This is a genomic window from Micromonospora marincola (assembly GCF_056150385.1).
Genome location: NZ_JAXCFT010000016.1, coordinates 22,429 through 49,407, shown reverse-complemented (window position 1 = coordinate 49,407; position 26,979 = coordinate 22,429). Strand labels below are relative to the sequence as shown.

The 26,979-nt window shown below is 72.7% G+C and carries 28 protein-coding genes; 19 read left to right on the top strand and 9 right to left on the bottom strand.

All coding sequences use genetic code 11. From position 1 onward, the window contains the following. The first annotated feature begins 135 nt into the window (after nt 1-135). The 4 genes from ettA to SM450_RS25080 all read left to right on the top strand — a co-directional run bounded on the left by ettA (nt 136) and on the right by SM450_RS25080 (nt 3,629). On the top strand, nt 136-1,812 hold the full coding sequence (gene ettA / locus SM450_RS25095) for an energy-dependent translational throttle protein EttA (RefSeq protein WP_474622226.1): 1,677 nt from the start codon (nt 136-138) through the stop codon (nt 1,810-1,812). Then, nucleotides 1,805-2,248, top strand: coding sequence for an acyl-CoA thioesterase (locus SM450_RS25090; protein WP_474622225.1), 444 nt, complete (start codon nt 1,805-1,807; stop codon nt 2,246-2,248). Before ettA ends, SM450_RS25090 begins: the two co-directional genes overlap by 8 nt. After that, the gene (locus tag SM450_RS25085) at nt 2,245-2,913 is read left to right on the top strand and encodes a DUF8185 domain-containing protein (protein WP_474622224.1); all 669 of its coding nucleotides are present in this window, start codon (nt 2,245-2,247) and stop codon (nt 2,911-2,913) included. The genes SM450_RS25090 and SM450_RS25085 overlap by 4 nt, the downstream gene beginning before the upstream one ends. A 131-nt stretch (nt 2,914-3,044) precedes the next feature. Continuing rightward, nucleotides 3,045-3,629 (top strand): type III secretion system chaperone family protein, encoded by a 585-nt coding sequence (locus SM450_RS25080; RefSeq protein ID WP_474622223.1) that lies wholly within the window; start codon nt 3,045-3,047, stop codon nt 3,627-3,629. Nucleotides 3,630-3,647: 18 nt separating this feature from the next. Here SM450_RS25080 and SM450_RS25075 read toward each other — a convergent pair whose 3' ends face one another. The 3 genes from SM450_RS25075 to SM450_RS25065 all read right to left on the bottom strand — a co-directional run bounded on the left by SM450_RS25075 (nt 3,648) and on the right by SM450_RS25065 (nt 6,789). After that, nucleotides 3,648-4,034 carry a globin gene (locus SM450_RS25075; protein WP_474622315.1) on the bottom strand — a complete coding sequence of 129 codons (387 nt, stop codon included), beginning with the start codon at nt 4,032-4,034 and terminating at the stop codon, nt 3,648-3,650. Nucleotides 4,035-4,112: 78 nt separating this feature from the next. Beyond that, nucleotides 4,113-5,480: an MFS transporter gene (locus SM450_RS25070; protein ID WP_474622222.1), complete on the bottom strand. Its 1,368-nt coding sequence runs from the start codon at nt 5,478-5,480 to the stop codon at nt 4,113-4,115. A 235-nt stretch (nt 5,481-5,715) separates the two neighbouring features. Next, on the bottom strand, nt 5,716-6,789 hold the full coding sequence (locus SM450_RS25065; RefSeq protein ID WP_474622221.1) for a mechanosensitive ion channel family protein: 1,074 nt from the start codon (nt 6,787-6,789) through the stop codon (nt 5,716-5,718). A 255-nt stretch (nt 6,790-7,044) separates the two neighbouring features. Here SM450_RS25065 and SM450_RS25060 point away from each other — a divergent pair, with 255 nt between their 5' ends. After that, entirely contained in the window at nt 7,045-7,584 is a 540-nt protein-coding gene (locus tag SM450_RS25060) for an HNH endonuclease (protein WP_474622220.1), read from the top strand. Nucleotides 7,585-7,592: 8 nt separating this feature from the next. Here the strand turns inward: SM450_RS25060 and SM450_RS25055 are convergent, their stop codons facing one another. The 3 genes from SM450_RS25055 to SM450_RS25045 form a co-directional block, all read right to left on the bottom strand. Then, nucleotides 7,593-8,441, bottom strand: coding sequence for a class F sortase (locus SM450_RS25055; RefSeq protein WP_474622219.1), 849 nt, complete (start codon nt 8,439-8,441; stop codon nt 7,593-7,595). A 12-nt stretch (nt 8,442-8,453) separates the two neighbouring features. After that, on the bottom strand, nt 8,454-8,966 hold the full coding sequence (locus tag SM450_RS25050) for a hypothetical protein (protein WP_474622218.1): 513 nt from the start codon (nt 8,964-8,966) through the stop codon (nt 8,454-8,456). Nucleotides 8,967-9,077: 111 nt separating this feature from the next. Further along, nucleotides 9,078-9,524 carry an Lrp/AsnC family transcriptional regulator gene (locus SM450_RS25045; protein ID WP_474622217.1) on the bottom strand — a complete coding sequence of 149 codons (447 nt, stop codon included), beginning with the start codon at nt 9,522-9,524 and terminating at the stop codon, nt 9,078-9,080. Between the two features lie 113 nt (nt 9,525-9,637). Here SM450_RS25045 and SM450_RS25040 point away from each other — a divergent pair, with 113 nt between their 5' ends. Genes SM450_RS25040 through SM450_RS24990 form a run of 11 tightly spaced genes read left to right on the top strand, consistent with a single transcriptional unit; the run spans nt 9,638 to nt 20,279 of the window. Continuing rightward, complete coding sequence (locus SM450_RS25040) at nt 9,638-10,549, top strand: tryptophan 2,3-dioxygenase (protein WP_474622314.1); 912 nt, start codon at nt 9,638-9,640, stop codon at nt 10,547-10,549. 16 nt (nt 10,550-10,565) lie between these two features. Then, nucleotides 10,566-11,849: a kynureninase gene (gene kynU / locus SM450_RS25035; RefSeq protein ID WP_474622216.1), complete on the top strand. Its 1,284-nt coding sequence runs from the start codon at nt 10,566-10,568 to the stop codon at nt 11,847-11,849. Beyond that, on the top strand, nt 11,846-13,174 hold the full coding sequence (locus SM450_RS25030) for an FAD-dependent oxidoreductase (RefSeq protein ID WP_474622215.1): 1,329 nt from the start codon (nt 11,846-11,848) through the stop codon (nt 13,172-13,174). The genes kynU and SM450_RS25030 overlap by 4 nt, the downstream gene beginning before the upstream one ends. 20 nt (nt 13,175-13,194) lie before the next feature. Then, nucleotides 13,195-14,676 (top strand): 2-hydroxymuconic semialdehyde dehydrogenase, encoded by a 1,482-nt coding sequence (locus SM450_RS25025; protein ID WP_474622313.1) that lies wholly within the window; start codon nt 13,195-13,197, stop codon nt 14,674-14,676. Between the two features lie 11 nt (nt 14,677-14,687). After that, nucleotides 14,688-15,482 (top strand): 2-keto-4-pentenoate hydratase, encoded by a 795-nt coding sequence (locus tag SM450_RS25020; RefSeq protein ID WP_474622214.1) that lies wholly within the window; start codon nt 14,688-14,690, stop codon nt 15,480-15,482. After that, nucleotides 15,479-16,408 carry an acetaldehyde dehydrogenase (acetylating) gene (locus tag SM450_RS25015; RefSeq protein WP_474622213.1) on the top strand — a complete coding sequence of 310 codons (930 nt, stop codon included), beginning with the start codon at nt 15,479-15,481 and terminating at the stop codon, nt 16,406-16,408. Before SM450_RS25020 ends, SM450_RS25015 begins: the two co-directional genes overlap by 4 nt. Continuing rightward, nucleotides 16,405-17,472, top strand: coding sequence for a 4-hydroxy-2-oxovalerate aldolase (dmpG, locus tag SM450_RS25010; RefSeq protein WP_474622212.1), 1,068 nt, complete (start codon nt 16,405-16,407; stop codon nt 17,470-17,472). Before SM450_RS25015 ends, dmpG begins: the two co-directional genes overlap by 4 nt. After that, nucleotides 17,469-18,242: a 2-keto-4-pentenoate hydratase gene (locus tag SM450_RS25005; RefSeq protein ID WP_474622211.1), complete on the top strand. Its 774-nt coding sequence runs from the start codon at nt 17,469-17,471 to the stop codon at nt 18,240-18,242. Before dmpG ends, SM450_RS25005 begins: the two co-directional genes overlap by 4 nt. Continuing rightward, nucleotides 18,239-18,661 (top strand): RidA family protein, encoded by a 423-nt coding sequence (locus SM450_RS25000; protein WP_474622210.1) that lies wholly within the window; start codon nt 18,239-18,241, stop codon nt 18,659-18,661. The genes SM450_RS25005 and SM450_RS25000 overlap by 4 nt, the downstream gene beginning before the upstream one ends. Then, on the top strand, nt 18,658-19,182 hold the full coding sequence (locus SM450_RS24995; protein WP_474622209.1) for a 3-hydroxyanthranilate 3,4-dioxygenase: 525 nt from the start codon (nt 18,658-18,660) through the stop codon (nt 19,180-19,182). Before SM450_RS25000 ends, SM450_RS24995 begins: the two co-directional genes overlap by 4 nt. Further along, complete coding sequence (locus SM450_RS24990) at nt 19,182-20,279, top strand: amidohydrolase family protein (RefSeq protein WP_474622208.1); 1,098 nt, start codon at nt 19,182-19,184, stop codon at nt 20,277-20,279. The genes SM450_RS24995 and SM450_RS24990 overlap by 1 nt, the downstream gene beginning before the upstream one ends. 60 nt (nt 20,280-20,339) lie before the next feature. Here SM450_RS24990 and SM450_RS24985 read toward each other — a convergent pair whose 3' ends face one another. Then, nucleotides 20,340-21,278 carry a poly(ethylene terephthalate) hydrolase family protein gene (locus tag SM450_RS24985; protein ID WP_474622207.1) on the bottom strand — a complete coding sequence of 313 codons (939 nt, stop codon included), beginning with the start codon at nt 21,276-21,278 and terminating at the stop codon, nt 20,340-20,342. Nucleotides 21,279-21,451: 173 nt separating this feature from the next. Here SM450_RS24985 and SM450_RS24980 point away from each other — a divergent pair, with 173 nt between their 5' ends. Genes SM450_RS24980 through SM450_RS24970 form a run of 3 tightly spaced genes read left to right on the top strand, consistent with a single transcriptional unit; the run spans nt 21,452 to nt 23,672 of the window. Continuing rightward, complete coding sequence (locus tag SM450_RS24980) at nt 21,452-22,915, top strand: amidase (protein WP_474622206.1); 1,464 nt, start codon at nt 21,452-21,454, stop codon at nt 22,913-22,915. A gap of 54 nt (nt 22,916-22,969) precedes the next feature. Next, complete coding sequence (ctaJ, locus tag SM450_RS24975) at nt 22,970-23,272, top strand: aa3-type cytochrome oxidase subunit CtaJ (protein WP_474622205.1); 303 nt, start codon at nt 22,970-22,972, stop codon at nt 23,270-23,272. Then, complete coding sequence (locus SM450_RS24970) at nt 23,259-23,672, top strand: DUF5130 family protein (RefSeq protein WP_474622204.1); 414 nt, start codon at nt 23,259-23,261, stop codon at nt 23,670-23,672. Before ctaJ ends, SM450_RS24970 begins: the two co-directional genes overlap by 14 nt. 63 nt (nt 23,673-23,735) lie before the next feature. Here the strand turns inward: SM450_RS24970 and SM450_RS24965 are convergent, their stop codons facing one another. Both SM450_RS24965 and pepN read right to left on the bottom strand, forming a co-directional pair. Beyond that, nucleotides 23,736-24,299, bottom strand: coding sequence for a Uma2 family endonuclease (locus tag SM450_RS24965; protein ID WP_474622203.1), 564 nt, complete (start codon nt 24,297-24,299; stop codon nt 23,736-23,738). An 84-nt stretch (nt 24,300-24,383) separates the two neighbouring features. Further along, nucleotides 24,384-26,930 carry an aminopeptidase N gene (gene pepN / locus SM450_RS24960; protein ID WP_474622202.1) on the bottom strand — a complete coding sequence of 849 codons (2,547 nt, stop codon included), beginning with the start codon at nt 26,928-26,930 and terminating at the stop codon, nt 24,384-24,386. Between the last annotated feature and the right edge of the window lie 49 nt (nt 26,931-26,979).

Sequence of the window (26,979 nt, the reverse complement as noted above, 5' to 3'; positions counted from 1 at the left end):
TGGCCGCCCGTACCTGTCAGGATTGACGACGGCGTGCGCGCGGCCGGCTCCCGGCCCGCGGCGGCGGGCGGAGGTCGAAGCCCGCGCCCCGCACCCACAAGCCCGCGATCGCAACCGACGGAGGTAGCCCGCACCGTGGCCCAGTACATCTACGTCCTGGAAAAGGCGCGCAAGGCGCACGGCGACAAGGTCGTGCTCGACAACGTGACGCTGAGCTTCCTGCCGGGGGCCAAGATCGGTGTGGTCGGCCCGAACGGCGCCGGCAAGTCCAGCCTCCTCAAGATCATGGCAGGACTGGACCGGCCGAGCAACGGCGAGGCCCGGCTGATGCCCGGCTTCACCGTCGGCATGCTCGCCCAGGAGCCACCGCTCAACGACGCCAAGACCGTCCTCGGCAACGTCGAGGAGGCGGTCGCCGAGACCAAGGCCAAGCTGGAGCGGTTCAACAAGATCGCCGAGCAGATGGCTACTGACTACTCCGACGAACTGATGGAGGAGATGGGCCGGCTCCAGGAGGAGCTCGACCACCTCGACGCCTGGGACATCGACTCCAAGCTCGAACTGGCCATGGACGCGCTGCGCTGCCCGCCGCCGGAGGCCGACGTCACCCAGCTCTCCGGTGGTGAGCGCCGCCGCGTGGCGCTCTGCAAGCTGTTGCTGGAGGCGCCGGACCTGCTGCTGCTCGACGAGCCCACCAACCACCTGGACGCGGAGAGCGTCTCCTGGCTGGAGCAGCACCTGGCCAAGTACGCCGGCACCGTCATGGCGATCACCCACGACCGGTACTTCCTGGACAAGGTCGCCGGCTGGATCCTGGAGCTGGACCGCGGCCGGGCCATCGGCTACGAGGGCAACTACTCCACCTACCTGGAGAAGAAGGCCGCCCGGCTCGCCGTCGAGGGTCGCCGCGACGCCAAGATGAAGAAGCGGCTCACCGAGGAACTGGAGTGGGTCCGCTCGAACGCCAAGGCCCGGCAGACCAAGTCCAAGGCCCGCCTCGACCGCTACGACGAGATGGCCACCGAGGCGGAGAAGACCCGCAAGCTCGACTTCGAGGAGATCCAGATCCCGCCGGGCCCGCGACTGGGCAGCACCGTGATCGAGGCGAACGGCCTGACCAAGGGCTTCGACGACCGGGTGCTGATCGACAACCTGTCGTTCTCGCTGCCGCGCAACGGCATCGTCGGCATCATCGGCCCCAACGGCGTCGGCAAGACCACGCTGTTCAAGACCATCGTCGGGCTGGAACAGCCGACCGGCGGCGAGGTCAGGGTCGGCCCCACCGTCTCACTGTCGTACGTCGACCAGAACCGGCAGGGCCTCGACGGCGACAAGACCGTCTGGGAGGTCGTCTCCGACGGGCTGGACCACCTCATGGTGGGCAAGGTCGAGATGCCGTCCCGGGCGTACATCGCCGCGTTCGGCTTCAAGGGGCCGGACCAGCAGAAGCCGACCAAGGTGCTCTCCGGTGGCGAGCGGAACCGGCTCAACCTGGCGCTGACGCTCAAGCTCGGCGGCAACGTCATCCTGCTCGACGAGCCGACGAACGACCTGGACGTGGAGACGCTCTCCAGCCTGGAGAACGCGCTGCTGGAGTTCCCCGGCTGCGCCGTGGTCATCTCCCACGACCGGATGTTCCTGGACCGGGTCGCCACGCACATCCTGGCCTGGGAGGGCACCGACGAGGACCCGTCGCGGTGGTTCTGGTTCGAGGGCAACTTCGAGGCGTACGAGAAGAACAAGATCGACCGGCTCGGCGCCGAGGCGGCCCGTCCGCACCGGGTGACCTACCGCAAGCTCACCCGTGACTGACAGGTTCGTCTACCACTGCGCGCTGCGCTGGTCCGACCTGGACGCGTACGGCCACGTCAACAACGCCCGCATCCTCACGCTCTACGAGGAGGCCCGGGTGGCGATGATGTTCGCCGGCGGCCGGGCGTGGGGGGTGGGCTCGTTCGCCGACGGGGTGGTCATCCGCCGGCACGAGGTCGACTACCTGCGCCCGGTCGACTACGCGCTGGGCCGGGCCAGCGCGGAGGCGGCGCCGTCCGTGCGGATCGAACTCTGGGTCGACGAGATCCGGGCCGGGTCCTTCGCGGTCGCCTACGAGATGTACGACGGCGACGCGCTGGCCGGCACCGCACGGTCGGTGCTCGTGCCGTTCGACCTGTCCGCGCAGCGGCTGCGCCGGATCTCCCCGGAAGAACGGGCCTTCCTGCTCCGCTACGCCCCCGGGCTGGCCGGATGACCGGGCCCGGGGCGGAGCACGGGTTGACCGGGGCGGCCGACGCCGGCGCCTTCCTCGCCCGGCTGGTCCGGCTCGACCCGGCCGCCCTGGTCCGGCTGCGGCCGGTGCCCGACGCCGGCCGTACCGCACTCTGGGCCCGGCTGCCCTGGGGAGTGCTCGTGGTGCGCACCGTGGCCGGCGGCGCGCCCGGCGACGCCACCGTCGCCGCGGGGGAGTTGCTCACCGAGCTCTCCGCCGGCGGCGTGACGCTGCCGCGCCGCCGCGACGACGGCTGGCGCTGGCCGCTGCCGCCGCCGGCCAGCCGACCGGTGGAGGTGCTTCCCGGCGCGGAGGTACGCCGGATCGCGGACGCGGCGGCCGGGACGCTGCGCGAGGCGGCCACCCACGGGGTGGCCGGCCGGGCGGTCGGCCAGCGGGCGCTGCGGGACGCGCTGCTGGACCACGTCGCCGTCGTGGTGACCCCGGACGACGAACCGGGTACGCCGGTGGAGGTGTCGCAGCGGCTGGTGCAGGGCGTGGTGCGGATGGGCTTCGTCGGGGCCGGCGACGTCCAGGTGCGGGCGGCCGGCCGTTGGGTCGGGCTGATCGGGCCGTACGGGGCGGCGTGGTCGCGTACCGTCGCGGATCTTGCACTCACGCCTATCCAAATTCATCCGAACGGATGACCCGGCCTCATTCTTCCGGGCTGGGGCGGTCGTTGGGGGGGTGCCTCCTGCCGGCTGTCCGGGTACCGTCCATCCTCGGATCCAACGCACCGTAGGCGTCTGGATCCGCTGGGGAGTGAGGTGCGCGAGCGATGCCGTGGTGGTCATGGCGCCCCGGTCCCGCCGGTGGCGGCGATCCGGAGACTCGAAGCGGGACCACAGTGGACGACGCCGTCCGGGTCGGGCCGCCGATCCCGCGACAGCCGGCGGACGACTCGGCGGCGCCCGAGCGACAGGTCATCACGGACATGCCGGCCACCGTCGCTCCGGTCACCCTGTGCCGGGTCCGTGACGCGCTCGACCTGCTCGACGTGCGTTACCTGGCCGACGGCGACGGCAACCTGCTGGCGATGTGGGAGCGGCACGCCGTGCTCGTCGCGTTGGAGGGCCCGGAGGACGAGATCCTGGTGATGCGGGCCCGTCCGCACGCCACCGTGCCGCCGGACTGGGCCGACCGGGCCTACCGGGTGGTCAACGAGTGGAACCACACCCGACGGTTCTGCAAGGCGTACATCGGCGATCCGACCGAGCGTGGCCAGTTGCCGATCTATGCCGAGCTTCAGGTGCCGCTCGGCGCCGGCACCCACGACGCCCTGCTTGTCGAGATGCTCGACTGCGGCGCCGCGGTGGCCACCACGTTCGTCGACTGGCTGCACGACGAGGGCGCCCTGCTCTGAGCCCGCGCCGGCCGCCGGTCAGCCGACGGCCGGGTCGTCCTCCGCGTTCACCATGAAGTAGGCGGCCCGCTCCAGGTAGTCCCAGAGCGCGGCGGCGAGCTGCGGCGGCAGGTCAAGCGCGTCCACCGCCCGCCGCATGTGGCGCAGCCAGGCGTCCCGCTCGGCGGCGCCGATCCGGAACGGGGCGTGCCGCATCCGCAGCCGCGGGTGCCCGCGCTGATCCGAGTAGTCCCGCGGGCCGCCCCAGTATTGGATGAGGAAGAGGGTCAGCCGGTCCGCCGCCGGGCCCAGATCCTCCTCCGGATACATCGGCCGCAGCAGCGGGTCGTCGGCGACGCCGGCGTAGAACTCGTCGACCAGCTTGCGGAAGGCGGGCTCACCACCGATCGCCTCGAAGAGCGTCATCGACTCGCCTGGGGAAGTCACGCTTCCATCCTGCCAGGTACGACCGGCCACCCGCGCCCACCCGCCGGGCGGTGGTGGTCACGTCACCGCGTGCCGGCGTCGGGCGGGCTCCCGCCCCCGGTCGTCCGCCCCCGGCCCCCGAGGTGGGGTGTGCGGGCCCCGGACGGGCGACTCCGCCCGGGCGGTCCGGACGGCCGCCTCGATCGTCGCCGGGCGGGGCCAGGTGATCGCCGCGACGACCATGAGGAGGACGCCTGCCGCGCTCCAGAACCCGACCACCGTCGGGATCGGGAACCGCTCGGCGAGCGCGCCGGTGGCCAGCACCGAGGCGCCCTGGATGATCTGCGTGCCGCTTGCCATCACCCCGAACGCCCGGGCCCGGTAGCCGTCCGGCAGCGCCTGCATGAACAGACCGTTTGCCATCGGGAGGATCCCACCTACCGCGAAGCCGCACGCGCCGGCCAGCAGGGCCACCACGGCCGGCGGGGGATCGAGCAGCGCGGGCACGAGCACCGCGGGCGCGGCGATCGCCAGCGCCGGCAACAGGGCCAGCCGGCGGGCCGGGTTGACCAGCCGCCCGATCACCAGCCCGCCGATGACGTATCCCACCGGGTTCGCGGCCATGATGACCGCCTGGGCGGTGCCGGCGTTCATGCCGCCGCCGGTCCGCTCGGCGGCCCAGCCGGCGGCGAGCCCCTCGGGGACGATCGAGAAGACCATGGCGCTGAACACCAGCACCGCGATGGCGCGCAGCACCGGCCGCGCGAAGACGATCCGGAACCCCTGCCCGGTCTCCCGCAGGAGGTGGCTGCGGGGCGCCTCGGTGATCGCCGGGGCCCGGTCCCGCAGGCCGAACCGGACCAGCGCGGCGGACAACGCGAACGTGCCGGCGTTGATCAACAGGGCGGTGCTCGGGTTCAGCACCGCGATGGCCGCGCCGGCCAGGTAGCCGACGACCTGGGCGGCCTGCACCGCACTCGTGGAGGCGGTGAGGCCCACCACCAGCCGGTCGCCGCTGAGAATGTGCGGCAGCAGCGCCGAGCGCGCCGCCTGGCTCGGTGGGTTGGCAAGCGTCGCCAGGAAGATCAGGCCGATGATCGACCAGGCCGGCATGAAGGGCATGGCGACAAGCGCCATCAGTGCCATCCGGATCAGGTCGCACAGCACCATCACCCGGCGGTAGCGGTGCCGCTCGGCGAGCGCCGACAACAGCGGCCCGCCGATCAGCCAGGGCAGGTAACTGGCCGCGAAGGCGGCGGCGGAGAGCGCGACCGACTGGGTCTCGCGCAGGACGAGCACGGTGACCGCGGCCTTGGCGAGATAGTCGCCGACCCAGGACAGGACGTTCGCGGCGAAGAGCGCGCGGAACTCCGACTGGCCGAACACGTCGCGGAAGGTGGCCGCGCTCTCCTGGGCGGGCCGCTCGTCGGACACCGTCGCCTCCATCGTTCCGGGTCGACCACTTGTGATGGCCCGACCGGGAACCGTCGTCGGATCGGTCGATCAGCGAGGACACGAAGCGCACTCCCCGGTGGAGTGCGTTCACCGGATTCTGCCCGATCGTCTGACTGGTGCCTAGGGCGAACGGATCGATCGTCGCATCTCCGACTGAACCGAACGGACGATACCCGAGGGGCCGTGCGGCGCGCGACCCCCGGCGATCGTCCGTCCCGCCCCGACGTCAGGTGGCCGCGCCGGTGCCCGTTCCCTCCGGCCGGGGCGGCGGCGAAGGCTGCGGCGGCAGCCCGGGATAGAGCCGGGCCGCCGCGATCTGGGCGGTGATCCCCGAGTTCTCCAATGCCTCTGCCAGCCGGCGGCGCAGCTCGCGACCGACCGCGAACTGCCCGTCCGCGGTGGTCTTGACCACGGTACGGATCACCGAACCGTCGACCGTCACCTGCTCGACGCCGAGCACGTCCGGCTGCTCCACGATCTTCTGCGACAGTTCCGGGTCCAGCGCCACCGACGCCGCCGCCGTCCGCAGCACGGCGGTGGCCTCCTCGGTGCCGGCGAAGCCGATCGGCAGGTCCACCACGACGAGCGCCCAGCCCTGGCTCTTGTTGCCGACCCGGATGATCTCGCCGTTGCGGATGTACCAGAGCACACCTCGACCGTCACGCACCGTGGTCACCCGCAGGCCCACCCCCTCCACCACGCCTGTCGCCTCGCCGAGGTCGACGGTGTCGCCCACGCCGTACTGGTCCTCGATCAGCATGAACAGGCCGGCGATCAGATCCTTGACCAGGCTCTGCGCGCCGAAGCCGAGCGCCACCCCGGCGATGCCGGCGCTTGCCAGCAGCGGCGCCAGGTCGAAGCTGAACTCCTTGAGCACCATCAGCAGCGCGATGCCGAAGACGAACGCGGTGACCATGCTGCGCAGCACCGACCCGATCGCCTCCGCGCGCTGCCGTCGCCGCTCCGGCACGAACTGCTCCGGGGCGAGCGTGGCGCTGGGGATCCGCTCCCGCAGCGGGCGGAGCATGGTCGGCACCGCGCCCTGGGTGGTGGTGCGCACCAGCCGGTTGATGGTCCGGTGCAGCGCCCAGCGGGCGGCCACGGCGAGCAGCAGGATCAGGGCCACCCGCAGCGGCTTCAACAAGATCCAGTAACTGCTCTCGGCGAACCAGGCGGAGTTGGTGAGTCGGTACAGGAACTCGCAGGAGCTGCTGCCCTGGCAGTCCGGCCGCCGGTCGGAGAGCGCGGAGAGCACTGCGGTGATCAGGTCGGAGACGTTCACCGTGCTTTCGTACCGCATCGGGGGCAGGCGTCCACCGCGGACCCGCCGCGCCCGGTCCGCCGCTCGGGTGGAGCGAACCGGTCATCTTGGCATGCCCGGGTCAGCCCCGAGGTGGGTACCCCGGATTAGTACGTGCAATCCGGGGCGCGATCAGGGACTATTGGCCCAACGGACGTCTGTGGTTCCGCCGGCGTCGGGACCGTTCCGCGCTGTGCGCGGGGCGGTCTCGCCCGTGGTGGCGGCGGGAGCGGCTGGACCGGGAGGGTGAGCGCGATGCCTGACATACGACCCACGGCGGGCTCCGGTGCACTCGTTCTGAACGCCACCTACGAGCCCCTGTGCGTCGTGTCGGTGCGTCGTGCCGCGATCCTCGTCCTCTCCGCCAAGGCGGTCTGCGTGGCCGACGGCGAGGGCATCCTGCACAGCGCGCGCAACACGCTCCCGATCCCCTCCGTGGTGCGGCTGACCCGCTACGTGCGGGTGCCCTACCGCACCCACGTGGGGCTCTCCCGCCGGGCGATCTTCGCCCGGGACGCATGGCGGTGCGCCTACTGCCGGGGGCCGGCGGAGACGATCGACCACGTCTTCCCGCGCAGCCGGGGCGGACGGCACGCCTGGGAGAACGTGGTCGCCGCCTGCGCCCGCTGCAACCACACCAAGGGCGACCGGACCCCGGCCGAGCTGGGCTGGCGGCTGCACCACCTGCCGGTCGCCCCGAAGGGCAACGCCTGGCGGGTGCTCGGCCACCGCGCGCCCGACCCGCGCTGGGCGGACTGGCTCGACCTGCGCGAGCCCGAACACGAAGCGGCCTGAACCCCGGGTCAGCGCGCCCGGACCAGCGCGGCGTAGACGACCAGGTTGTCGGCGTACCCGGTCTCGCCGCCCACCCAGCGCCCACCGCAGGTGATCAACCGCAGGCTGGGGCGGCTGAAGTCCCCGTAGACCTCCTGCACCGGCAGCTTCTCCTTGCCGTACCGCTCGATCGAGGTCACCTCGAACACCGCCACCGAGCGGTCCTGGCGGGTCACCTCGATCCGGTCCCCGTCGTCGAGTTCCCGCAGCCCGTGGAAGACGGCCGGCCCGGTGGTGGTGTCGACGTGCCCGACGAACACCGCCGGGCCGTACTGGCCGGGGGTGGGCCCCTGGTCGTACCAGCCGACCTCGCCGGCACGGCTCACGTCCGGCACCGCGATGCTGCCGTCGGGCGCGATCCCGACCCGGCGCACCGGCGCCCGCAGGTCGAGCTTGCCGATGGTCAGGTCGGTCGGCGGGCTGGCCGGCAGCACCGGGAACTTCTTCGGCGGCGGGCGCAGGCCGGCGACGATCCGGTCCGGCAGCATGCTGACGCCCGTCACCCGTTCCACCCCGAGCATGGCCACGATCATCGCCATCAGGGCCGCCACCACAAGCACCGGTACGCCGGGACCGCGCCCCGGGGCGTACCGGCGCGTGGTGGTCGTGGTGGCGCGGGCCGCGACCGGGCGGGCCGTCGGGTCGGCGGTGGTGACGCTTGCCGAGAAGGCGTGCCCGGCGGTGTGGCCGAACCGGCGCGCGGCCCGGGACGTCAGCCGCAGCGCGGCCCGGAGCCGCCCGGTCCGGTCCGGCGGCGGTCGGCCGGGGTGTCTCCGGCCGCGACCGCCGGCGCCGCCGTGGCGCGGTGAGCGGGCCATTGCCGCACCCCGTCAGACGCGGCTACCGGTCTTGCGGCGGGCGCTCACGCCGGCCACCACGGCCACCGCCACCAGGCCGCCGACGAGCAGCAGCGAGCCGGTGCCCCGGCCACCTCCGGCGGTGCCGCCGCCACCTGTCGCCGGTCCCTTGCTCGGCTGCGACATGTTCAGCACGGTGAGCATGGCCGAGGCGGTTTCGCCGTTGGCGCAGTCCAGGTTCACCGGGTAGTCGCCGGGCGCCTTGTTGCCGGGCACGGTGACCGAGCCGGTGAGGAAGCCGCTGTTCGCCCGCAGCGTCACCCGGCCGAACGCGTCCGAGGTGACCTGCGCCTGCTTGTTGTTGCTGTTGTCGCAGCCGGCCCGGAGGTTCACCCGGGAGCCGGCCTGGACGCTGTTCGGCGTCACCTCGATGAACACGTTCTCCCCGGCCCGGGCCGGCGCGGCCGTGGTCAGGACGAACGCCGCGACCAGGCCGACCAGGCCCAGGACGGACGACAACGCGCGATGTGACAGAAGCCCTCGCATGGTTCCCCCCCCTCCCGGTGCGACGAGGCACCGGACCCACTGACGGGCAGCGGGGGCTGCCTTCCCGGTCAGCGGGGCTGTTAACAGGGGCCCCCTCCTCTACCGGAGGCGTTAAGCGGGGGCCCCTCCTTTCGCCACGGGGTGCCAGGCGAGCGGCGTGGACAGGACCATGGTGCTTGACGGCTGGCCGTAGGGGGCCAGGCGGTCGATCACCGCCTCGAACTCGCCCATCGAGGTGGCCGCGACCTTGAGCATGCTGCACGCGTCGCCGGTGATCCGGTGGATCTCCATGATCTCCGGCCACTGCGCCACCCGCGGGTCGTTGAGGATGCAGCGGGAGCCGTAACAGGACATCCGGATCAATGCGAGCACGGTCCGCCCGGCCCGGGGCAGGTCCACGTGCGCGTGGTAGCCGATGATCACCCCGGACTCCTCCAGCCGCCGGACCCGTTCCGCGACCGCGGGCGGGGACAGGTGCACCCGGCGGGACAACTCGCTGTAGGAGAGCCGGGCGTCGGCCTGGAGTTCGCGCAGCAACGCCCAGTCCATGTCGTCCACGCGGGGACCTTTCGTCCGTGAAGTCAGTGTCCCGAGAAGCTTTCAGCTCGTGAGGTCAGACCACCTTACCCCCGTTGAACAGGCATTCCATCCGCCCGTCCGCCAGCGAGATCATGGCATCCACCCCCGCACGGACGGAGAAGACGGTGGAACACACGACGGCGGTACGCCCGGCCACCCCGGAGCAGCGGGCGGCCCGGGCGGAGCGCAACGGAGGCGAGCCGACGCTTGAGTTCGCCGAGCGCGTGCCCTACGACGCGTACGTGCACGCCAGCGCGCTGCACCGGCTCCAGCAGCCGCTCAGCGACGACCCGGGCGAGATGTCCTTCCTGATGGTCAGCCAGATCATGGAGCTGTACTTCAAGCTGACCTGCCACGAGCTGGGGCACGCCCAGCGCGAGCTGCGGGCCGACCGGGTCTGGGACGCGTTGCCGCCGCTGCGCCGCGCCGCGCTGCACCTGGAGGGGCTCAACGCCGCCTGGCAGGGGCTGCGGTGGATGACCCCGGCCGACTTCAACAGGTTCCGCGACCTCCTCGGCGAGGGGTCCGGCTTCCAGTCCGCGATGTACCGGCACCTGGAGTTCCTGCTCGGCCTGCGCGACCCGGCGCTGATCCGCCCGTTCCGCCGGCAGACCGACGTGTACGCGGAGCTGACCGCCGCGATGGCCACGCCGAGCCTCTGGGACGACGTGGTCGCGCTGCTCGCCCGGCGCGGCTTCGACGTGCCGGCCGAGCTGCTGGCGCGGGACGTGACGGCCGAGCACGAGTCGCATCCGGGCGTGGAGGCGGCCTGGGTGCGCGTCTACGGCGACAGCGGGCCGGACAACCACCTGCGGATGCTCGGCGAGGCGCTGACCGAGGTGGCCGAGCAGTTCGGCGACTGGCGGTGGAACCACGTCAAGGCGGTGCAGCGTGCCATGGGGGCGAAGGTCGGCAGCGGCGGTTCGGCCGGGCTGGCATGGTTGCAGCGCAGCATGGCCCGGGTCGTCTTCCCGGAGCTGTGGTCCGCCCGTACCGCGATGTGAGGCGAAAGAGCAGCCGATGAACATCCCCGAGAACGAAGCCCACCGGCTCGACGCCGCCGACCCCGGCCACCGGCACCTGTTCCACGTGCCGGCCGCCGACGGCGGGCGTTACCCCGAGGCGGCCTACCTGGCCGGCAACTCGCTGGGCCTGCAACCCCGGGCCACCCGGGACGAACTCGTCGCCGACCTGGACGCCTGGCGCCGGCTTGGCGTCGAGGGGCACCTGGAGGCGGACCGGCCCTGGCTGCCGTACCACGAGCTGTTGTCGGCCCCGGCCGCGCGACTTGTCGGCGCGTCGCCCGCGGAGACCGTGGTGATGAACTCCCTCACGGTCAACCTGCACCTGCTGATGGTCAGCTTCTACCGGCCGGCCGGAGAACGCACCCGGATCGTCATCGAGGACAGCGCGTTCCCCTCGGACAGCTACGCGGTGCGCAGCCAGGCCCGTTTCCACGGCCTGGACCCGGACGCCATGGTGGTGCGGCTGAAGCCCCGCCCCGGCGAGGACACCCTGCGCACCTCCGACATCACCGACCTCCTGGCGGCCGAGGGACACACGGTCGCGCTGCTGCTGCTGGGCGGCGTCAACTACCTGACCGGCGAGCTGATGGACATCCCGGCGATCACCGCCGCCGGGCGGGCCGCCGGCGCGGTCGTCGGATGGGACCTGGCGCACGCGGCCGGTAACGTGCCGCTGGCGCTGCACGACTGGGACGTCGACTTCGCCGCCTGGTGCTCCTACAAATACCTCAACTCCGGGCCGGGCGCGCTCGGCGGCGTCTTCGTCCACGAGCGCCACCTCGGCGATCCGTCGCTGCCCCGCTTCGAGGGCTGGTGGAGCACCGAGGCGGCCACCCGGTTCGAGATGACGCCGGTGTCCCGCCCGCCGGCCACCGTGGAGGCGTGGCAGATCTCCAACCCGCCGATCTTCGCGATGGGCCCGGTGCGCACCTCGCTGGAGCTGTTCGACTCCGTCGGCATGCCGGCGCTGCGGGAGCGCAGCCTGCGACTCACCGCCTGGCTGGAACGGCTGCTCGACGACGTGACCCCGGGCCGGCCGCTGACCGTGGTGACGCCCCGTGACCCGGCCCGGCGGGGCTGCCAGCTCTCGGTCCGGGTCGGTACGGTCAGCGCCGGCGAGCTGACCAAGCGGCTGCGGCACGAGCACGGCGTCATCGCCGACGCCCGGGAGCCGGACGTGGTCCGGTTCGCCCCGGTGCCGCTCTACTCGACGTACCACGACTGCTGGCGCGTCGCCGAGGCGCTTGCCGCGACGGTGGCGAAGGAGGAGGGCGCATGACGGAACGCGACGAGATCGCGGTGGTCGGGGCCGGGCTGGCCGGCTGCCTGCTTGCCTGTTTCCTGGCCCGGCGTGGCTATCCGGTCGCCCTCTACGAGCGGCGGCCCGACCCGCGTGGCGGCGCCGCCGAGCGGGGCCGCTCGATCAACCTGGCCCTCTCCGAGCGCGGCCTGGACGCGCTGCGCCGGATCGGCCTGGACGAGCAGGTGATGGCGGACGCGCTGCCGATGCGCGGCCGGATGATCCACCCGGTCCAGGGCGAGCCGCAGTTCCAGTCGTACAGCGTCTCCGGCGACCGGGCGATCAACTCGATCAGCCGGGGCGCGCTGAACAACGCGCTGCTCGACGCCGCAGCCGCGCTGCCAGGCGTGCGGATCGCGTTCGACCACCGGCTGGTCGGCCTCGACCCGGTGCGCGGCGAGATGACGTTCGAGACGCCGCAGGGCAAGACCGCCGCCGCCGCGTCTGTCGTCCTGGGCGCCGACGGCGCCGGCTCCGCGGTCCGCGGGCAACTGCTGGCGTACGGGGGGTTGAGCGAGAGCCTGGACTTCCTCGACTACGGCTACAAGGAGCTGACCATCCCGCCGATCGGCGGGGAGTTCGCCCTCGACCCGGGCGCGCTGCACATCTGGCCGCGCGGCACCTCGATGATGATCGCGCTGCCGAACCCGGACCGCTCCTTCACCTGCACGCTCTTCTGGCCCACCCACGGCACCCGCAGCTTCGCGTCCCTCAGCAGCCCGGCCGCGATCGAGCGGTTCTTCGCCGCCCACTACCCGGACCTGGTGCCGCTCGCCCCGAACCTGGTCGACGACTACCAGCACAACCCGGTCGGCGTGCTCGGCACGGTGCGCTGCACGCCGTGGCAGGTGGCCGGCACGGTCGGCCTGGTCGGCGACGCCGCGCACGCCATCGTGCCGTTCTACGGCCAGGGCGCGAACTGCGCGTTCGAGGACGTGGTCGAGCTGGACCGCTGCCTCGACGAGTGCGACGACGAGTGGGCCGCCGCGCTGCCGCTGTTCCAGCGCCGCCGCGCGGACGACGCCGAGGCGATCGCCCGGATGGCGCTCGCCAACTTCGTGGAGATGCGGGACAAGGTCGCCTCCCCGGTGTTCCGGGCCCGCAAGACGGTCGAGCACGCGCTGGAACGCGCGCTGCCCGGCCGCTACGTCTCCCAGTACGAGCTGGTCTCGTTCTCCACCACGCCGTACGCGCAGGTCCGTCGCCGGGTCCGCCGGCAGTACGCGGCGGTCGGCGCGGTCGCGGCCGGCGCGGCGGCGCTGCTGGCCGCCGGCGTGGGCGCGGCGCTGGGGAGGCGGCGGTGACGCTCTGGGACCCCCGGCTGATGACCGGACACGCGCCGGACGGCCCCGGCCTGCTGCGCAACTTCGTCGACGGCGCGTTCGTCGACACCGGCACCCGGTTCACCAAGCGCAGCCCGGTCACCGGCGAACCGGTCTTCGAGGTGGTCGAGGCGTCGTCCGCGGTGGTCGACGACGCCGTCGCCGCCGGCCGGGCGGCGCTGCGCGGCCCGTGGGGCCGGATGGGGGAGCGGGAACGCGCCGAGGTGCTGCGCCGGGTCGCCGACGAGCTGGAACGGCGCTTCGACGACCTGGTCGCCGCCGAGGTGGCGGACACCGGCAAGGCCATCTCGCAGGCCCGCACGCTCGACATTCCGCGCGGCGCGGCCAACTTCCGGGCGTTCGCCGAGATCGTGGCGACCGCGCCTACCGAATCGTTCACCACTGTCACCCCGACCGGGGGCCGGGCGCTCAACTACGCGGTCCGCAAGCCGGTCGGGGTGGTCGCGGTGATCGTGCCGTGGAACCTGCCGCTGCTGCTGCTCACCTGGAAGGTCGCCCCGGCCCTGGCCTGCGGCAACGCCGTGGTGGTCAAGCCCAGCGAGGAGACCCCGGCGTCGGCGACGCTGCTGGCCGAGGTGATGGCCGCCGCAGGCGTGCCGGACGGCGTGTTCAACCTGGTGCACGGCTTCGGCCCCGGCTCGGCCGGCGAGCACCTGACCCGGCACCCGGGCGTGGACGCGATCACGTTCACCGGCGAGTCGGCCACCGGCGCCGCGATCATGCGGGCCGCCGCCGACGGGGTGAAGGCGGTCAGCTTCGAGCTGGGCGGCAAGAACGCCGGCCTGGTCTTCGCCGACGCCGACCTGGACGCGGCGGTCGCCGGCTCGGTGCGCTCCAGCTTCACCAACGGCGGCCAGGTCTGCCTCTGCACCGAGCGGATCTACGTGCAGCGGCCGGTCTTCGAGGAGTTCACCGCGCGGCTGGCGAAGCGCGCGGACGAGCTGGCGTACGGCTGGCCGTCCGACGAGGCGACGGTGAACATGCCGCTGATCTCGCACGGCCACCGGGACAAGGTGCTCGGCCACTACGCGCTCGCCCACATCGAGGGCGCCGAGGTCCGCGCCGGTGGCGGGACGCCGCGCTTCGGCGACGGCCGCGACGGCGGCGCGTACGTGCAGCCGACGGTGCTCACCGGGCTGGGGCCGGACGCCCGGACCAACCGCGAGGAGATCTTCGGCCCGGTGGCGCACGTCGCGCCGTTCGACACCGAGGACGAGGCGTACGCGCTCGCCAACGGCACCGACTACGGCCTGGCCGCGACGGTGTGGACCCGGGACGTGGGCCGGGCGCACCGGGCCGGGATCCGGCTGGACGCCGGCATCGTCTGGGTCAACACCTGGTTCCTGCGCGACCTGCGTACCCCGTTCGGCGGGGTGAAGGCATCAGGCGTCGGCCGTGAGGGCGGCGTGCACTCGCTCGACTTCTACTCCGAGCTGACGAACGTCTGCGTGGATCTGGCATGAGAGGAGCCGCCATGACCGTGGACATCGAGGCCGCCAACCGGGAACTGGCCGTGGCCCGGCAGGAGGGGGAACCCTGCCCGCCGCTGCGCGGTCGGCTGCTGCCGGAGGGCGACGTCGAGGCCGCGTACCAGGCGCAGCAGGTCTACACCCGGCAGCGCCTGGGCAAGGGGCACCGCCGGGTCGGCGCGAAGATCGGCCTGACCTCCCGGGCGGTGCAGGAGACCTTCGGCGTCTTCCAACCCGACTTCGGGGTGCTCTTCGACGACATGGCCGTCGGCGACGGCGAGGAGGTGCCGATCGGCCGGCTGCTCCAGCCCCGGGTGGAGGCCGAGATCGCCTTCGTGCTCGGCGCGGACCTGCCGGACGAGCGGGTCACCACAGTGGACCTGGTCCGCGCCGTGGACCACGTGCTGCCGGCCATCGAGATCGTCGACTCGCGGATCGCCGACTGGGACATCTCCATCGTGGACACGGTGGCGGACAACGCCTCAAGCGGGCTGTTCGTGCTCGGCACCGCGCCCCGCCGGCTCGCCGACGTGGACCTGCGGCTGTGCGGGATGGTGCTGGAGCACGCCGGGGAGCCGGTCTCGGTCGGCGCGGGCGCGGCCTGCCTCGGCAACCCGCTGCACGCGCTGCGGTGGCTGGCCGCCACCATGGCCCGCGCCGGTGACCCGTTGAAGACCGGTGACGTGGTGCTCTCCGGCGCACTCGGCCCGATGGTGCCGGTCACGCCGGGCGCGGCGTACGAGGCGCGGATCTCCGGGCTCGGCTCGGTGCGTACCTGTTTCTCTAAGGAGACCTCATGACTGTCGGTGTGGCGGTGCTCGGGTCGGGCAACATCGGCACCGACCTGATGATCAAGGTGCTTCGGCTCAGTGACACCCTGCGGATGGTGGCGATGGCCGGCATCGACCCGGCTTCCGACGGCCTGGCCCGGGCCCGCCGGCTCGGCGTGGCGACCACCGCCGAGGGCGTCGACGGCCTGGTCGCGCTGCCCGGGTTCGCCGACGTCGAGCTGGTCTTCGACGCCACCTCGGCCGGCGCGCACCGCCGCCACGACGAGGTGCTGCGCGCGCACGGCCGTACCGTGGTCGACCTGACCCCGGCGGCCCTCGGCCCGTACGTGGTGCCGCCGGTCAACCTGGACGAGCACCTGGGCGAGCCGAACGTCAACATGGTCACCTGCGGTGGGCAGGCCACCGTGCCGATCGTGCACGCGGTCGGCCGGGTCACCCCGGTCGCGTACGGGGAGATCGTCGCCTCGATCGCCTCGAAGTCGGCGGGTCCGGGCACCCGGGCCAACATCGACGAGTTCACCGAGACCACCGCCCGGGCCATCGAGGTGGTCGGCGGTGCCGGGCGCGGCAAGGCCATCATCGTGCTGAACCCGGCCGACCCGCCGCTGCTGATGCGGGACACGGTCTACTGCCTCTGCCCGGACGCCGACGCCGACCGGGTGGAGATCGCCGCCTCGGTGGCCGACATGGTGAAGACCGTGCAGGAGTACGTCCCCGGCTACCGGCTCAAGCAGGACGTGCAGTTCGACCCGGTGGACACGTACGCGCCGGTGCTCGGCCGGCACTTCCGCGGCCTTCAGGTGTCGGTGTTCCTGGAGGTCTCCGGCGCCGGGCACTACCTGCCCGCGTACGCCGGGAACCTGGACATCATGACGTCGGCCGCACTGCGCACCGCCGAGCGGCTGGTGGCCCTGCGGGAGGTGGCGGCGCGATGACCGATCTCTACATCCAGGACGTGACACTGCGCGACGGCATGCACGCCATCGCCCACCGCTACACCACCGACCAGGTCCGCGCCATCGCCGCGGCGCTCGACGCGGCCGGGGTGGCCGCGATCGAGGTGGCGCACGGCGACGGCCTGGCCGGCTCCAGCGTCAACTACGGCCACGGCGCCGCCGCCGACGCGGACTGGATCTCCGCCGCCGCCGAGGTGCTGACGAACGCGCGGCTCACCACGCTGCTGCTGCCGGGCATCGGCACCATCGCCGACCTGAAGGCGGCGAAGGCGCTCGGGGTGACGAGCGTGCGGATCGCCACCCACTGCACCGAGGCGGACATCTCCGCCCAGCACATCGCCTGGGCCCGGGAGAACGACATGGACGTCTCCGGGTTCCTGATGATGTCGCACCTGAACGACCCGGCCGGGCTCGCCGCCCAGGCCAGGCTGATGGAGTCGTACGGCGCGCACTGCGTCTACGTCACCGACTCCGGTGGCCGGCTGCTGATGTCCGACGTGGCGCAGCGGGTCGACGCGTACCGGCAGGTGTTGGCGCCGGAGACGCAGATCGGCATCCACGCGCACCACAACCTGTCCCTGGGCGTGGCGAACAGCGTGCTCGCGGTCGAACACGGCCGCGTGCTCGGCGACGGCCCGGTCGGTCCGGAGGCCGCGGACGGCCGCACCGTCCGGGTGGACGCGTCGCTGGCCGGGATGGGCGCGGGCGCCGGCAACGCGCCGCTTGAGGTGTTCGTCGCGGTCGCCGAGCTGCACGGCTGGAAGCACGGCTGCGACGTGTTCGCGCTCATGGACGCCGCCGACGACCTGGTGCGCCCGTTGCAGGACCGGCCGGTGCAGGTCGACCGGGAGACGCTCTCCCTGGGGTACGCGGGCGTCTACTCCAGCTTCCTGCGCCACGCCGAGCGGGCCTCGGCGAAGTACGGGGTGGACGTCCGCTCGATCCTGGTCGAGCTGGGTCGCCGCCGGATGGTCGGCGGCCAGGAGGACATGATCGTGGACGTGGCACTGGACCTGGCCGGCGACAAGGAGAAGACCTCATGAGCGGGCCGGACGTGGCGGGAATCGCGGAGAAGCTGGGCGCGGCGGCCGACACCGCCACCGCGATCCCACAGCTCGCCGCCGAGACCGGCCTCGACGTGGACGCCGCGTACGCGGTGCAGGCGGCGCTGGTGCGGCGCCGCCTCGACCGCGGCGAGCGGCTGGTCGGGCTGAAGATGGGGCTGACGAGCAAGGCCAAGATGGCCCAGGTCGGCGTGGACGAGGTGATCTGGGGTCGGCTGACCGACGAGATGCGGGTGCCCGACGGCGGCACGGTGGACGTGGGCGGCTTCATCCACCCGCGGGTCGAGCCGGAGGTGGCGTTCCTGCTGGACCGGCTGCCCGACCCCGGCGAGCCGGTCGGCTCGTTCACCCGGGCGGTCCGCGCGGTCGCCCCGGCGATCGAGCTGATCGACTCCCGGTACGCGAACTTCACCTTCTCGCTGCCGGACGTGGTCGCCGACAACACCTCGGCCGCCGCGTTCGCGATCGGACCCTGGTCACCGGTGCCGGACGGGCTGGACAATCTGGGTGTGCTGCTGGAGGTCGACGGGCGGGTGGCGCAGGTCGGCTCGACCGCGGCCATCCTCGGCGACCCGCGCCGCGCGCTCGACGAGGGCCTGCGGCTGGCCGGCCGGCACGGCGTCCGGCTGCGCAGGGGCTGGGTGTTCCTGGCCGGCGCGGCCACCGCCGCGGTGCCGCTGCGACCGGGCGCGCACGTCCGCGCGGTGGTGGAGAAGCTCGGTACGGCCTCCCTGAAGGCGGCGGCGTGACGGCCCGCGTGGTGGCGGGCAAGGCCGTGCCGCGTGGGGCGTTCCCGCACGTCAAGGTCGCGGGCGGGTTCGTCTTCGTCTCCGGTACGTCGTCGCGCCGGCCGGACAACACGTTCGCCGGCGTGTCGGTGGACGAGTTCGGCACCACCGACCTCGACATCCGGGCGCAGACCCGGGCCGTGATCGACAACATCCGCGACCTGCTCCGCTCGGTCGGCGCCGAGCTGACCGACCTGGTGCAGGTCACCAGCTACCTGGTCAGCATGAACGACTTCGGTGGCTACAACGAGGTCTGGGCGGAGTTCTTCGACGCCACCGGTCCGACCCGGACCACGGTGGCCGTGCACCAGCTTCCGCATCCGCACCTGCTGATCGAGATGCAGGCCGTGGCCCTACTTCCGTCGGGAGGTCCGTCATGAGTGAGATCGCCGAGCCGTTCAGCTTCGCCGGCTGGATCGGGGACAACCAGCACCTGCTCAAGCCGCCTGTGGGCAACAAGGAGATGCTGCCCGGCAGCGACGACTTCATCGTCATGGTGGTCGGCGGGCCGAACCAGCGCACCGACTTCCACGTCGACCCGTACGAGGAGTTCTTCTTCCAGGTCAAGGGCAACATGCACATCAACCTGATGACGCCCGAGGGTCCGCGTACGGTGCACGTGCGCGAGGGTCAGATGTGGATGCTGCCGCGCAACACCCCGCACTCGCCGCAGCGCCCGGAGGCCGGCTCGATCGGCATGGTGATCGAGCGGGTCCGCGAGGAGGGCACGCTTGAGAAGTTCCAGTGGTACTGCGCCGAGTGCAGCCACAAGGTGCACGAGGTGGAGTTGCAGGTGCGCGACATCGCCGCCGACCTGCCGCCGGTCTTCGCCGCGTTCTACGGTGACGAGAACGCCCGCACCTGCGACAACTGCGGCACGCTGCACCCGGGCAAGGGCTGATGCCGGTGCCGGTGGTGGACGTGCACACGCACGTCGTACCGAAGGGGTGGCCGGATCTCGCCGCGGCCTGCGGCGGGTCCGGCTGGCCGTGGCTTCGGGTGGACTCCGAGCGCGCCGCCATGATCATGGTGGGGGAGACGGAGTTCCGGCCGGTCGGCGCGCCGGCCTGGGACGCGCCCACCAGGCTCGCCGACATGGCCGCCGACGGCGTCGACGTGCAGGTGGTCTCGCCCACCCCGGTCTTCTTCGGTTACGACCGCCCGGCCGACCAGGCGGTCAAGGTGTCCCGGATCTTCAACGACCTCACGCTCGAGGTCACCGCAGCCGGCGGCGGCCGGATGGTGCCGTTCTGCCAGGTGCCGCTCCAGGACCCGGACGCCGCCTGCGCCGAGCTGGACCGCTGCCTCGCCGCCGGGCACGCCGGCGTGGAGATCGGCAACCACGTCGGCGACCGGGACCTCGACGACGCCGGCATCGTGCAGTTCCTCACCCACTGCGCCGAGGTCGGCGCCCCGGTCTTCGTGCACCCGTGGGACATGCCGGGCGGGCCCCGGCTGAACCGGTGGATGGCCCGCTGGCTGACCGGGATGCCGGCCGAGACGCACCTGTCGGTGCTGGCGCTCATCCTCGGCGGGGTGTTCGACCGGGTGCCGGAGACGCTGCGGATCTGCTTCGCCCACGGCGGCGGCAGCTTCCCGTTCTGGCTGGGCCGCGCCGACAACGCCTGGCACCGCCGGGGCGACCTGGTACGCGGCGCGTCGGCCGCGCCGCCCAGCTCCTACGTCGGCCGGTTCAGCGTCGACTCGGTGGTGTTCGAGCCGGCCGCCCTGCGGCTGCTCGTGGACACCATGGGCGCCGAGCGGGTGCTGCTCGGCAGCGACTACCCGTACCCGCTGGGGGAGCGGCCGGTCGGGCAGGTGGTGCACCGCTCCGACTTCCTCACCGACGCCCAGCGGGCCGCCCTGCTCGGCGGCAACGCCCTGCGCTTCCTCGGCGCGGACGTGATCGCCGAGCGGAGCGAGGCGATTCGGGAGCTGCTGTCGATCGAACGGGACTGGACAGGCATCGTCGACGACGACAAGGTGGCGCCGGCCTGACGCGACGGGTGCGTCCGTTGCCGATCCGGCTACGGACGCACCATGTTGCGGACGGGCGGGTCAGGAGTGCGGGCAGGTGTCGCGGTACTCCTCGATGGCGCTGCCCCGGGGCGCCGGGCAGAGGAACTGCTCGTAGCGGGTGTCGTCGTCGACGAACCGCTTGAGCCAGGAGATGCTGTACTTCGCGACCGTGACGTTCGGCGAGGTCGGCGCCGAGTGGGTCGCCGCGTTCAACTCCAGGTACGCCTTGTCCAGGCTGGCCGGCAGGCTTGTGTAGAACGGCTCCGAGTGGGACGACACCGGGGCCACGGTGTCGTTCTCGGCGCCGATGACGAGCGTCGGCACGCGGACCGACGACCAGTTCTTCACCGAGTGCCAGCCGGTGAGCGGGATCGCCGCCTGGAGCGAGGGCCGGGCGCTGGCCGCCGAGAGGCTGCCGCCGCCGCCCATCGAGTGCCCCATCACGGCGAGCCGGTTGCGGTCGATCCGGGTCCGCACCGCGCTGGTGCCGGTCAGGTAGTCCAGGGCGGCCAGGAGTTGGGTGCCCCGGCTGGCCGGCTGGTCGTAGACGGAGAGCGTGTCGATGGTGATGACCACGAAGCCCTGCGATGCCAGGCGCGGTCCGAGCCAGGCGACCGCGGACTGGCTGGAGGTGAAGCCGGGGGAGATGGCCACCGCGCCGAAGGTTCCCTCGGCGGTGCTTGTCGGGTAGTAGATGGTGCCGCCCCGGAAGCCGCTCACGCTTGACGCGGCGACAGTGGTCTGGGCGATGGCGAACGGGCCGCGTGTCGCCTCGATGCCTGCGACCGTCGGCGCGGGGCCCCGTTCGTAGGGGTTGGCGGCGAGCGCGGCGGCCGGAGCGCCGTCGCGGGCCCCGGCCGGCGTGGTGGGCAGGGCGGCGAGGCCGGCTGCGGTCAGGGCGAGGGCGAGCAGCGGTCGGAGGACACGAGGGAGCCGGCGGTGGGCCGGTCGGGCCTGCGGGACGGGTACGGATGGCACGGCACGCTCCTGGGTGGTGTTATCGATCGGAGCTGATCGATGCATCTCATGCTGCGCGGCCGGGTCCGTCGGCCGGCAATCCCGATCCGGTCATGTCAGTCGGATATGGGGCGGATCCGGAGCCCGGTCGTGTCGCCCGGCAACCGGGCACGGCACCGGGCAGGATGGTGGGCATGGCCGAGCCGCACGACCTGACCGCGCTGGAGCAGGCCGCCGCCATCCGTCGAGGCGAACTGTCCAGCCTGGAACTGGTCGAGCACCACCTGCGGCGGGTCGACGCGCTCGGCGACAACGTCGGCGCGTTCGTCACGGTCACCGCCGACCGGGCCCGGTCCGCCGCGCGGGCCGCCGACGCCGTCCCCGACCCGGAGCGCGGGCCGCTGCACGGGGTGCCGACCGCGATCAAGGACCTGACGCTCACCGCCGGGGTGCGGACCACGTTCGGCTCGGCCGCCTTCGCCGACTTCGTCCCGCCCGTCGACGCCGACGTGGTGCGCTTCCTGACCGGCGCCGGGCTGGTCAGCCTCGGCAAGACCACCACCTCCGAGCTGGGCTGCTCGCTCTACTCGGAGGGGCGGGTCGCGCCGCCGGCCCGCAACCCGTGGAACCCGGCGTACACGGCGGGCGGGTCCAGCGGCGGCGCGGCGGCCACGGTGGCCGCCGGCCTGGCGCCGGTGGCGCAGGGCTCCGACGGCGGCGGTTCACTGCGCATCCCGGCCGCGCTCTGCGGCCTCGTCGGCCACAAGCCGAGCCGAGGGCTGGTCTCCGGCGGCCCGCTCGGCTTCGGCGCGTTCGGACTGCCCACCAACGGGCCGCTCGGCCGCACCGTCACCGACGTGGCGGCGCTGCTCGACGTGCTGGCGCAGCCGGTGCCCGGTGAGCCGTACCTGCCGCCCGCCGCGCCCGCCGGCGGCCACCTCGGCGCCGCCCGCCGCGCCGACCCCGGCCGACTGCGGATCGGCCGCTTCACCACCCCGATGCTCGCCGACGAGCCGGTCCACCCCGACTGCGTGGCCGCCGTCGACCGGGCCGCCGCGCTGCTCGCCGACGCCGGCCACGAGGTGGTCGACGTCCCCGCGCCGCTCGGCCCCGAGGTGTGGCCGATGTTCGAGACCGTCTGGTACGCGCTGGCGCTCGCCCCGGTCCCCGCCGGCCGGGAGGACGAGCTGCTGCCGCTGACCCGGTTCCTGCGCGAGCGGGGCGAGGCGATCGGTGCCGGCCGGCTGATGGCGGCGCTCGGCGAGCTACAGGCCCAGGTGCGCCGCGGCGCACGCCGTACCGCCGGTTGTGACCTGCTGCTCTGCCCCACCCTCGCGGCCCCGCAGGCGCCGGTCGGCGCGTTCGCCGCGCTCGACCCGGCGGAGGATTTCGACAGGCAGCGGCGCTTCTCGCCGTACTGCGCCGTCTTCAACGTCACAGGCGACCCGTCCGTTTCGCTGCCGGTCGGCCGGACCGCCGAGGGCCTGCCGGTCGGGGTGCTGCTCACCGGCCGGTACGGCGACGACGCCACATTGATCGCCACTGCCGCGCAACTGGAGCACTGCTGTGGCGGGTGGGATCAGCACCCCGCAATCTGGCGGGCCGTCGACTCCGCTAACGTGAACAGCACAAGTGAGGTCGGGCGCGGCCCGTCGTGACCGTCCACCCGACCCGGAACATTCCTGGTCTCTTTCCGCCTGGGGGCGTTGGGATTGTCTGTTACCGAGACGTTGGTGTTCTTCGTCGGCATCCCGCTCGCCGCGGTGCTGCTGATCGCCGGCCTGGCGGCAGCCGGCAGCCGTGGCCACGGTGGCGGCGCGAAGCGCTACCGGCCGGGCCGGCCCTTCGACTTCACTCCGGTGTGGTTCCTGGGCCGCCCGGAGCAGTTGGCCGACTCGGCCGGCGCCGCGCTGACCGCCGGTGCACAGGCGCCGGCGCTTACCAGCCGCAAGCAGGAGCAGGCCGGCCGGGAGGCGCCGGCCGGTGGAACCGGAGGCGCAAGTGACCGTTGGTGAAGCGCGGCCCACGACGGGGACGGGCACCCCGCCGGACGTGCTGGACGGGCCGTTCTCGACCCGGCAGCTGCTCCGCATCGACGAGGCGCTCCGCCTGGCCGACCAGGGCACCGGCCTGGTCTTCTCGATCTACGTGGGTGGCCTCGACGAGCCGGTCCGGGAACACGCCGAGCGGCTGCACCGGCAGCTCGCCGAGCCGGACAAGTCGGTGCTGATCGCGATCTCGCCCAATCAGCGCAAGCTGGAGATTGTCACCGGCAAGTACGCGCGCAAGCGCATCCCGGACACGTACGCGAAACTGGCCGCGCTCTCCATGGTGGCCGCCTTCGGCGGCGGCGACCTGGCCGGCGGCGTCATCCAGGGCCTCGACCAGCTCGCCAGCCACGCCGGCAAGGGCTGAGCACCGGGCCTCATGCACGACGAAGCCCGGCCCGCGTACGTGCGGGCCGGGCTTTTCGTCGCGTCAGCGGGGCCAGGCGGACGGGTCGAGCCGCATCGGCCACGGCTCGTCGATCTGCACCGGATCGTCCGGCCCGACCGTGCCCAGCGATTCGTAGTGCACGCCCTTGGTCAGCTTGTAGCGGTAGATCACCGGACCGAATTCGCCCCGCTCCACCCGCCAGTAGTGCGGGATGCCGGCCTCGGCGTAGACAGATGGTTTGGTGAAACGGTCGTGCCGACGGCTGCTCGGCGACTCCACCTCCACGACCAGTGCCACGTCCGCCGCGTGCAGCCACAGACCGTCGCGAGGAGCATCTGGCCTGATGAGGCTGATGTCCGGAATGAGATTGCCGCCGGGTGCGCGTAGGCCGACTTCCCGGATGACCCGCCACCCTTCAGGCGCGGCGAGACGCAGCGCCATGCGCAGATCATCCGCCAACTCCTGGTGGGCGAATCCCGGGGGTGGAGTCACGTGCAGGCTCCCGTCGATGATCTCGTAGCGGTTACCGTCTTCGGGGAGGTCGAAGAGATCCTGCTCCCGCCAGTCGCGCTCGGGTGGCCGCCACTCGTAGATCGGTTGTGCCATCAGGTCCACCTCCTCCGTACACGATAAACGGCCGGGGCCGGCGCGGGCCCGCGCCCACGCCGGCCCCGGCCGGCGTACCCCTGGTCAGGCGCTTCGGGTGTCCCGCTCGCGGGCCTTGAGCGCGCGGACCACGCCGTCGCGGCCCTCGGCCACCAGGCGGCGCAGCGACGCCGGCTGGCCGTCGCGGGCCAGCCAGGCGTCGGTGGCCGCGACCGTGTCCTCGTCGACCAGGTACGACGGGTAGGCGAGCTGCACGAACTCCTGCGCCGGCTCGCTGTCCCGCTGCGCCCAGACCTGGTCCACCACGTCGAAGTAGCGCTCCCGGTAGGGCGCGGTCAGCTCCACCTGCGCCGGGTGGGTCAACCCCTGCAACAGCGCCCGGTTGCGCCAGTTGGGCAGCGCCTCCGGGCCGGTGAGCTGCGCCCACACCGCGGCCTTGTTCGCCTCCGTCGGCACCAGCGCGTACCCGTACGCGGCCTCCCGCTCGCCGCTCGCGGTGCGGTCGTTCGCCAGCTCGGCGTCCAGCTCGGCGGCCCCGGCCGCGCCGTTGGCGACAAGCGACTGCAACACCATCCAGCGCAGCTCGGTGTCGACGGTCAGCCCGTCCGGCACCCCGCTGCCGTCCAGCCAGCCGCGCAGCGTCGCCAGGTCCTCGCTGGAACGGGCCGACGAGGCGTACGCCCGGGCCCAGGCGAGCTGGAACCCGCTGCCCGGCTCGGCCGCGGCGAGCGCGGTCCGCGCGGTGCGGGCCACGTCGGCCCAGCCGGTCGGCGCCCACGCCGGGTCGGCGTAGAAGGTGAGCGCGGTGGTCGCCTGCCGCAGCGTGGCGGTGACCAGGTTGATGTCGGTCTCGGCGGTCAGCCCGGCCAGCACCAGCGCCACGTAGTCGCGGGCCGACAGCTCGGCGTCGCGGGTCATGTCCCATGCGGCCGTCCAGCACAGCGCCCGGGCCAGCGACGAGTCGAAGCCGGCGATGTGCTGCACCACCGTCGACATGGACCGCTCGTCCAGCCGCAGCTTGGTGTAGGTGAGGTCCTCGTCGTTGAGCAGCAGCACGTCGGCGGCGGGCTTACCGTGCAGCGCGGACAGCTCGGTCAGCTCGCCTGTCACGTCCACCTCGACCAGCTCCCGGCGGACCAGCCGGCCGTCGGTCAGGTCGTAGAGGCCCACGCCGATCCGGTGGGTCCGCAGCGTCGGATGCCCGGCCGGCGCCTCCTGCCGGACCACCACCCGCTCGTACGCGCCGTCCGCGCCGATGGTCACCTCCGGGCGCAGCATGTTGACCTGCGCGGTCTCCAGCCACTGGGCGGCGAACTTGCGCAGCTCCCGGCCGGAGGCCGCCTCCAACTCGGAGAGCAGGTCGTCGAAGGTGGCGTTGCCCCAGGCGTGCTTGCCGAAGTAGGCCCGCAGACCGGCCAGGAACGGCTCCTCGCCCACGTACGCGACGAGCTGCTTGAGCACGCTGGCGCCCTTGGCGTACGTGATGCCGTCGAAGTTGACCTCGACGGCCTCCAGGTCCGGCATCTCGCAGTAGACCGGGTGGGTGGAGGAGAGCTGGTCCTGCCGGTAGCCCCAGTTCTTCCGGATGGACAGGAACGTCGTCCAGGCGTCGGTGAAGCGGGTGGCGTGGGTGTTGCACCAGTGGCTGGCCCACTCGGCGAACGACTCGTTCAACCACAGATCGTTCCACCAGCGCATGGTGACCAGGTCGCCGAACCACATGTGCGCCAGCTCGTGCAGGATCGTGTTGGCGCGCTGCTCGTACTCGAAGTCGGTGACCTGCGAGCGGAAGATGTAGTGCGACTCGGCGTGCGTGACGCAGCCGAAGTTCTCCATCGCGCCGGCGTTGAAGTCCGGCACCCAGAGCTGGTCGTACTTGGGCAGCGGGTAGCGCACCCCGAACTTCTCCTGGAAGAAGTCGAAGCCCTGCGTGGTGATCAGGTGCAGGTCGTCCGCGTCCATGTGGGGCGCCATGCTGGCCCGGCAGAAGTAGCCCATGTCGATGCCGTCGTGGGTGTGGCGCACCTCGTGGTACGGCCCGGCGCAGAGCGCGGTGATGTAGGTGCTCATCCGCTCGGACACGGCGAAGTGCAGCGTCTTCAGACCCTCATCGGCGGCCTCCTCGCGGGCCACCGGCATGTTCGACACGACCTTCCAGTGGTCGGCGACGGTGGCGTGCCAGGTGTAGACGCTCTTCAGGTCCGGCTGGTCGAAGCAGGCGAAGACCCGCTGCGCGTCGGCGGTCTCGAACTGGCTGTAGAGGTAGGTCTCGCCGTCGACCGGGTCGACGGTGCGGTGCAGGCCCTGCCCGCTGTTCGAGTAGCCGAAGTCGGCGTCGACCACGAGGACGTTCTCGGCGGCGAGGCCGGGAAGCGTCAGGCCCTTCTCGGCGGACCAGTCGGACAGGTCGACCGGCTCGCCGTTGAGCGTGGCCGAGCGCACCGAGTCGGCAGCCGCCTCGATGAAGGTGGTCGCTCCCGGCTCGGCGCAGCGGAACCGGACCTCGGTCACCGAACGGAACGTGCGACCGGTGGGCTGCACCGCGGTCGACAGGTCAAGGCTGATGTCGTACCCGGTCACCTCGAGCAGGCGGGCCCGCTCGGTCGCCTCGACCTGGGTCAGGTTGCGCACTCCCGGCACTGTTCGTCTCCATCCCACTCGTCTCGCCGCGCCCCGCGGC

What these genes read in the sequence shown, in the direction of transcription:
- SM450_RS25005 (WP_474622211.1), top strand. Translation starts at nt 17,469, where the DNA reads ATGAGCGGGCCGGACGTGGCGGGAATCGCGGAGAAGCTGGGCGCGGCG.
- SM450_RS25065 (WP_474622221.1), bottom strand. Translation starts at nt 6,789, where the DNA reads ATGCGGTACGAAAGCACGGTGAACGTCTCCGACCTGATCACCGCAGTG.
- SM450_RS24965 (WP_474622203.1), bottom strand. Translation starts at nt 24,299, where the DNA reads ATGGCACAACCGATCTACGAGTGGCGGCCACCCGAGCGCGACTGGCGG.
- SM450_RS25080 (WP_474622223.1), top strand. Translation starts at nt 3,045, where the DNA reads ATGCCGTGGTGGTCATGGCGCCCCGGTCCCGCCGGTGGCGGCGATCCG.
- SM450_RS25030 (WP_474622215.1), top strand. Translation starts at nt 11,846, where the DNA reads ATGACGGAACGCGACGAGATCGCGGTGGTCGGGGCCGGGCTGGCCGGC.
- SM450_RS24990 (WP_474622208.1), top strand. Translation starts at nt 19,182, where the DNA reads ATGCCGGTGCCGGTGGTGGACGTGCACACGCACGTCGTACCGAAGGGG.
- SM450_RS25060 (WP_474622220.1), top strand. Translation starts at nt 7,045, where the DNA reads ATGCCTGACATACGACCCACGGCGGGCTCCGGTGCACTCGTTCTGAAC.
- SM450_RS25085 (WP_474622224.1), top strand. Translation starts at nt 2,245, where the DNA reads ATGACCGGGCCCGGGGCGGAGCACGGGTTGACCGGGGCGGCCGACGCC.
- SM450_RS25040 (WP_474622314.1), top strand. Translation starts at nt 9,638, where the DNA reads ATGGCATCCACCCCCGCACGGACGGAGAAGACGGTGGAACACACGACG.
- SM450_RS25075 (WP_474622315.1), bottom strand. Translation starts at nt 4,034, where the DNA reads ATGACGCTCTTCGAGGCGATCGGTGGTGAGCCCGCCTTCCGCAAGCTG.
- SM450_RS25015 (WP_474622213.1), top strand. Translation starts at nt 15,479, where the DNA reads ATGACTGTCGGTGTGGCGGTGCTCGGGTCGGGCAACATCGGCACCGAC.
- SM450_RS25050 (WP_474622218.1), bottom strand. Translation starts at nt 8,966, where the DNA reads ATGCGAGGGCTTCTGTCACATCGCGCGTTGTCGTCCGTCCTGGGCCTG.
- dmpG (WP_474622212.1), top strand. Translation starts at nt 16,405, where the DNA reads ATGACCGATCTCTACATCCAGGACGTGACACTGCGCGACGGCATGCAC.
- SM450_RS25025 (WP_474622313.1), top strand. Translation starts at nt 13,195, where the DNA reads ATGACCGGACACGCGCCGGACGGCCCCGGCCTGCTGCGCAACTTCGTC.
- SM450_RS25055 (WP_474622219.1), bottom strand. Translation starts at nt 8,441, where the DNA reads ATGGCCCGCTCACCGCGCCACGGCGGCGCCGGCGGTCGCGGCCGGAGA.
- SM450_RS24980 (WP_474622206.1), top strand. Translation starts at nt 21,452, where the DNA reads ATGGCCGAGCCGCACGACCTGACCGCGCTGGAGCAGGCCGCCGCCATC.
- SM450_RS25070 (WP_474622222.1), bottom strand. Translation starts at nt 5,480, where the DNA reads ATGGAGGCGACGGTGTCCGACGAGCGGCCCGCCCAGGAGAGCGCGGCC.
- kynU (WP_474622216.1), top strand. Translation starts at nt 10,566, where the DNA reads ATGAACATCCCCGAGAACGAAGCCCACCGGCTCGACGCCGCCGACCCC.
- SM450_RS25020 (WP_474622214.1), top strand. Translation starts at nt 14,688, where the DNA reads ATGACCGTGGACATCGAGGCCGCCAACCGGGAACTGGCCGTGGCCCGG.
- SM450_RS24995 (WP_474622209.1), top strand. Translation starts at nt 18,658, where the DNA reads ATGAGTGAGATCGCCGAGCCGTTCAGCTTCGCCGGCTGGATCGGGGAC.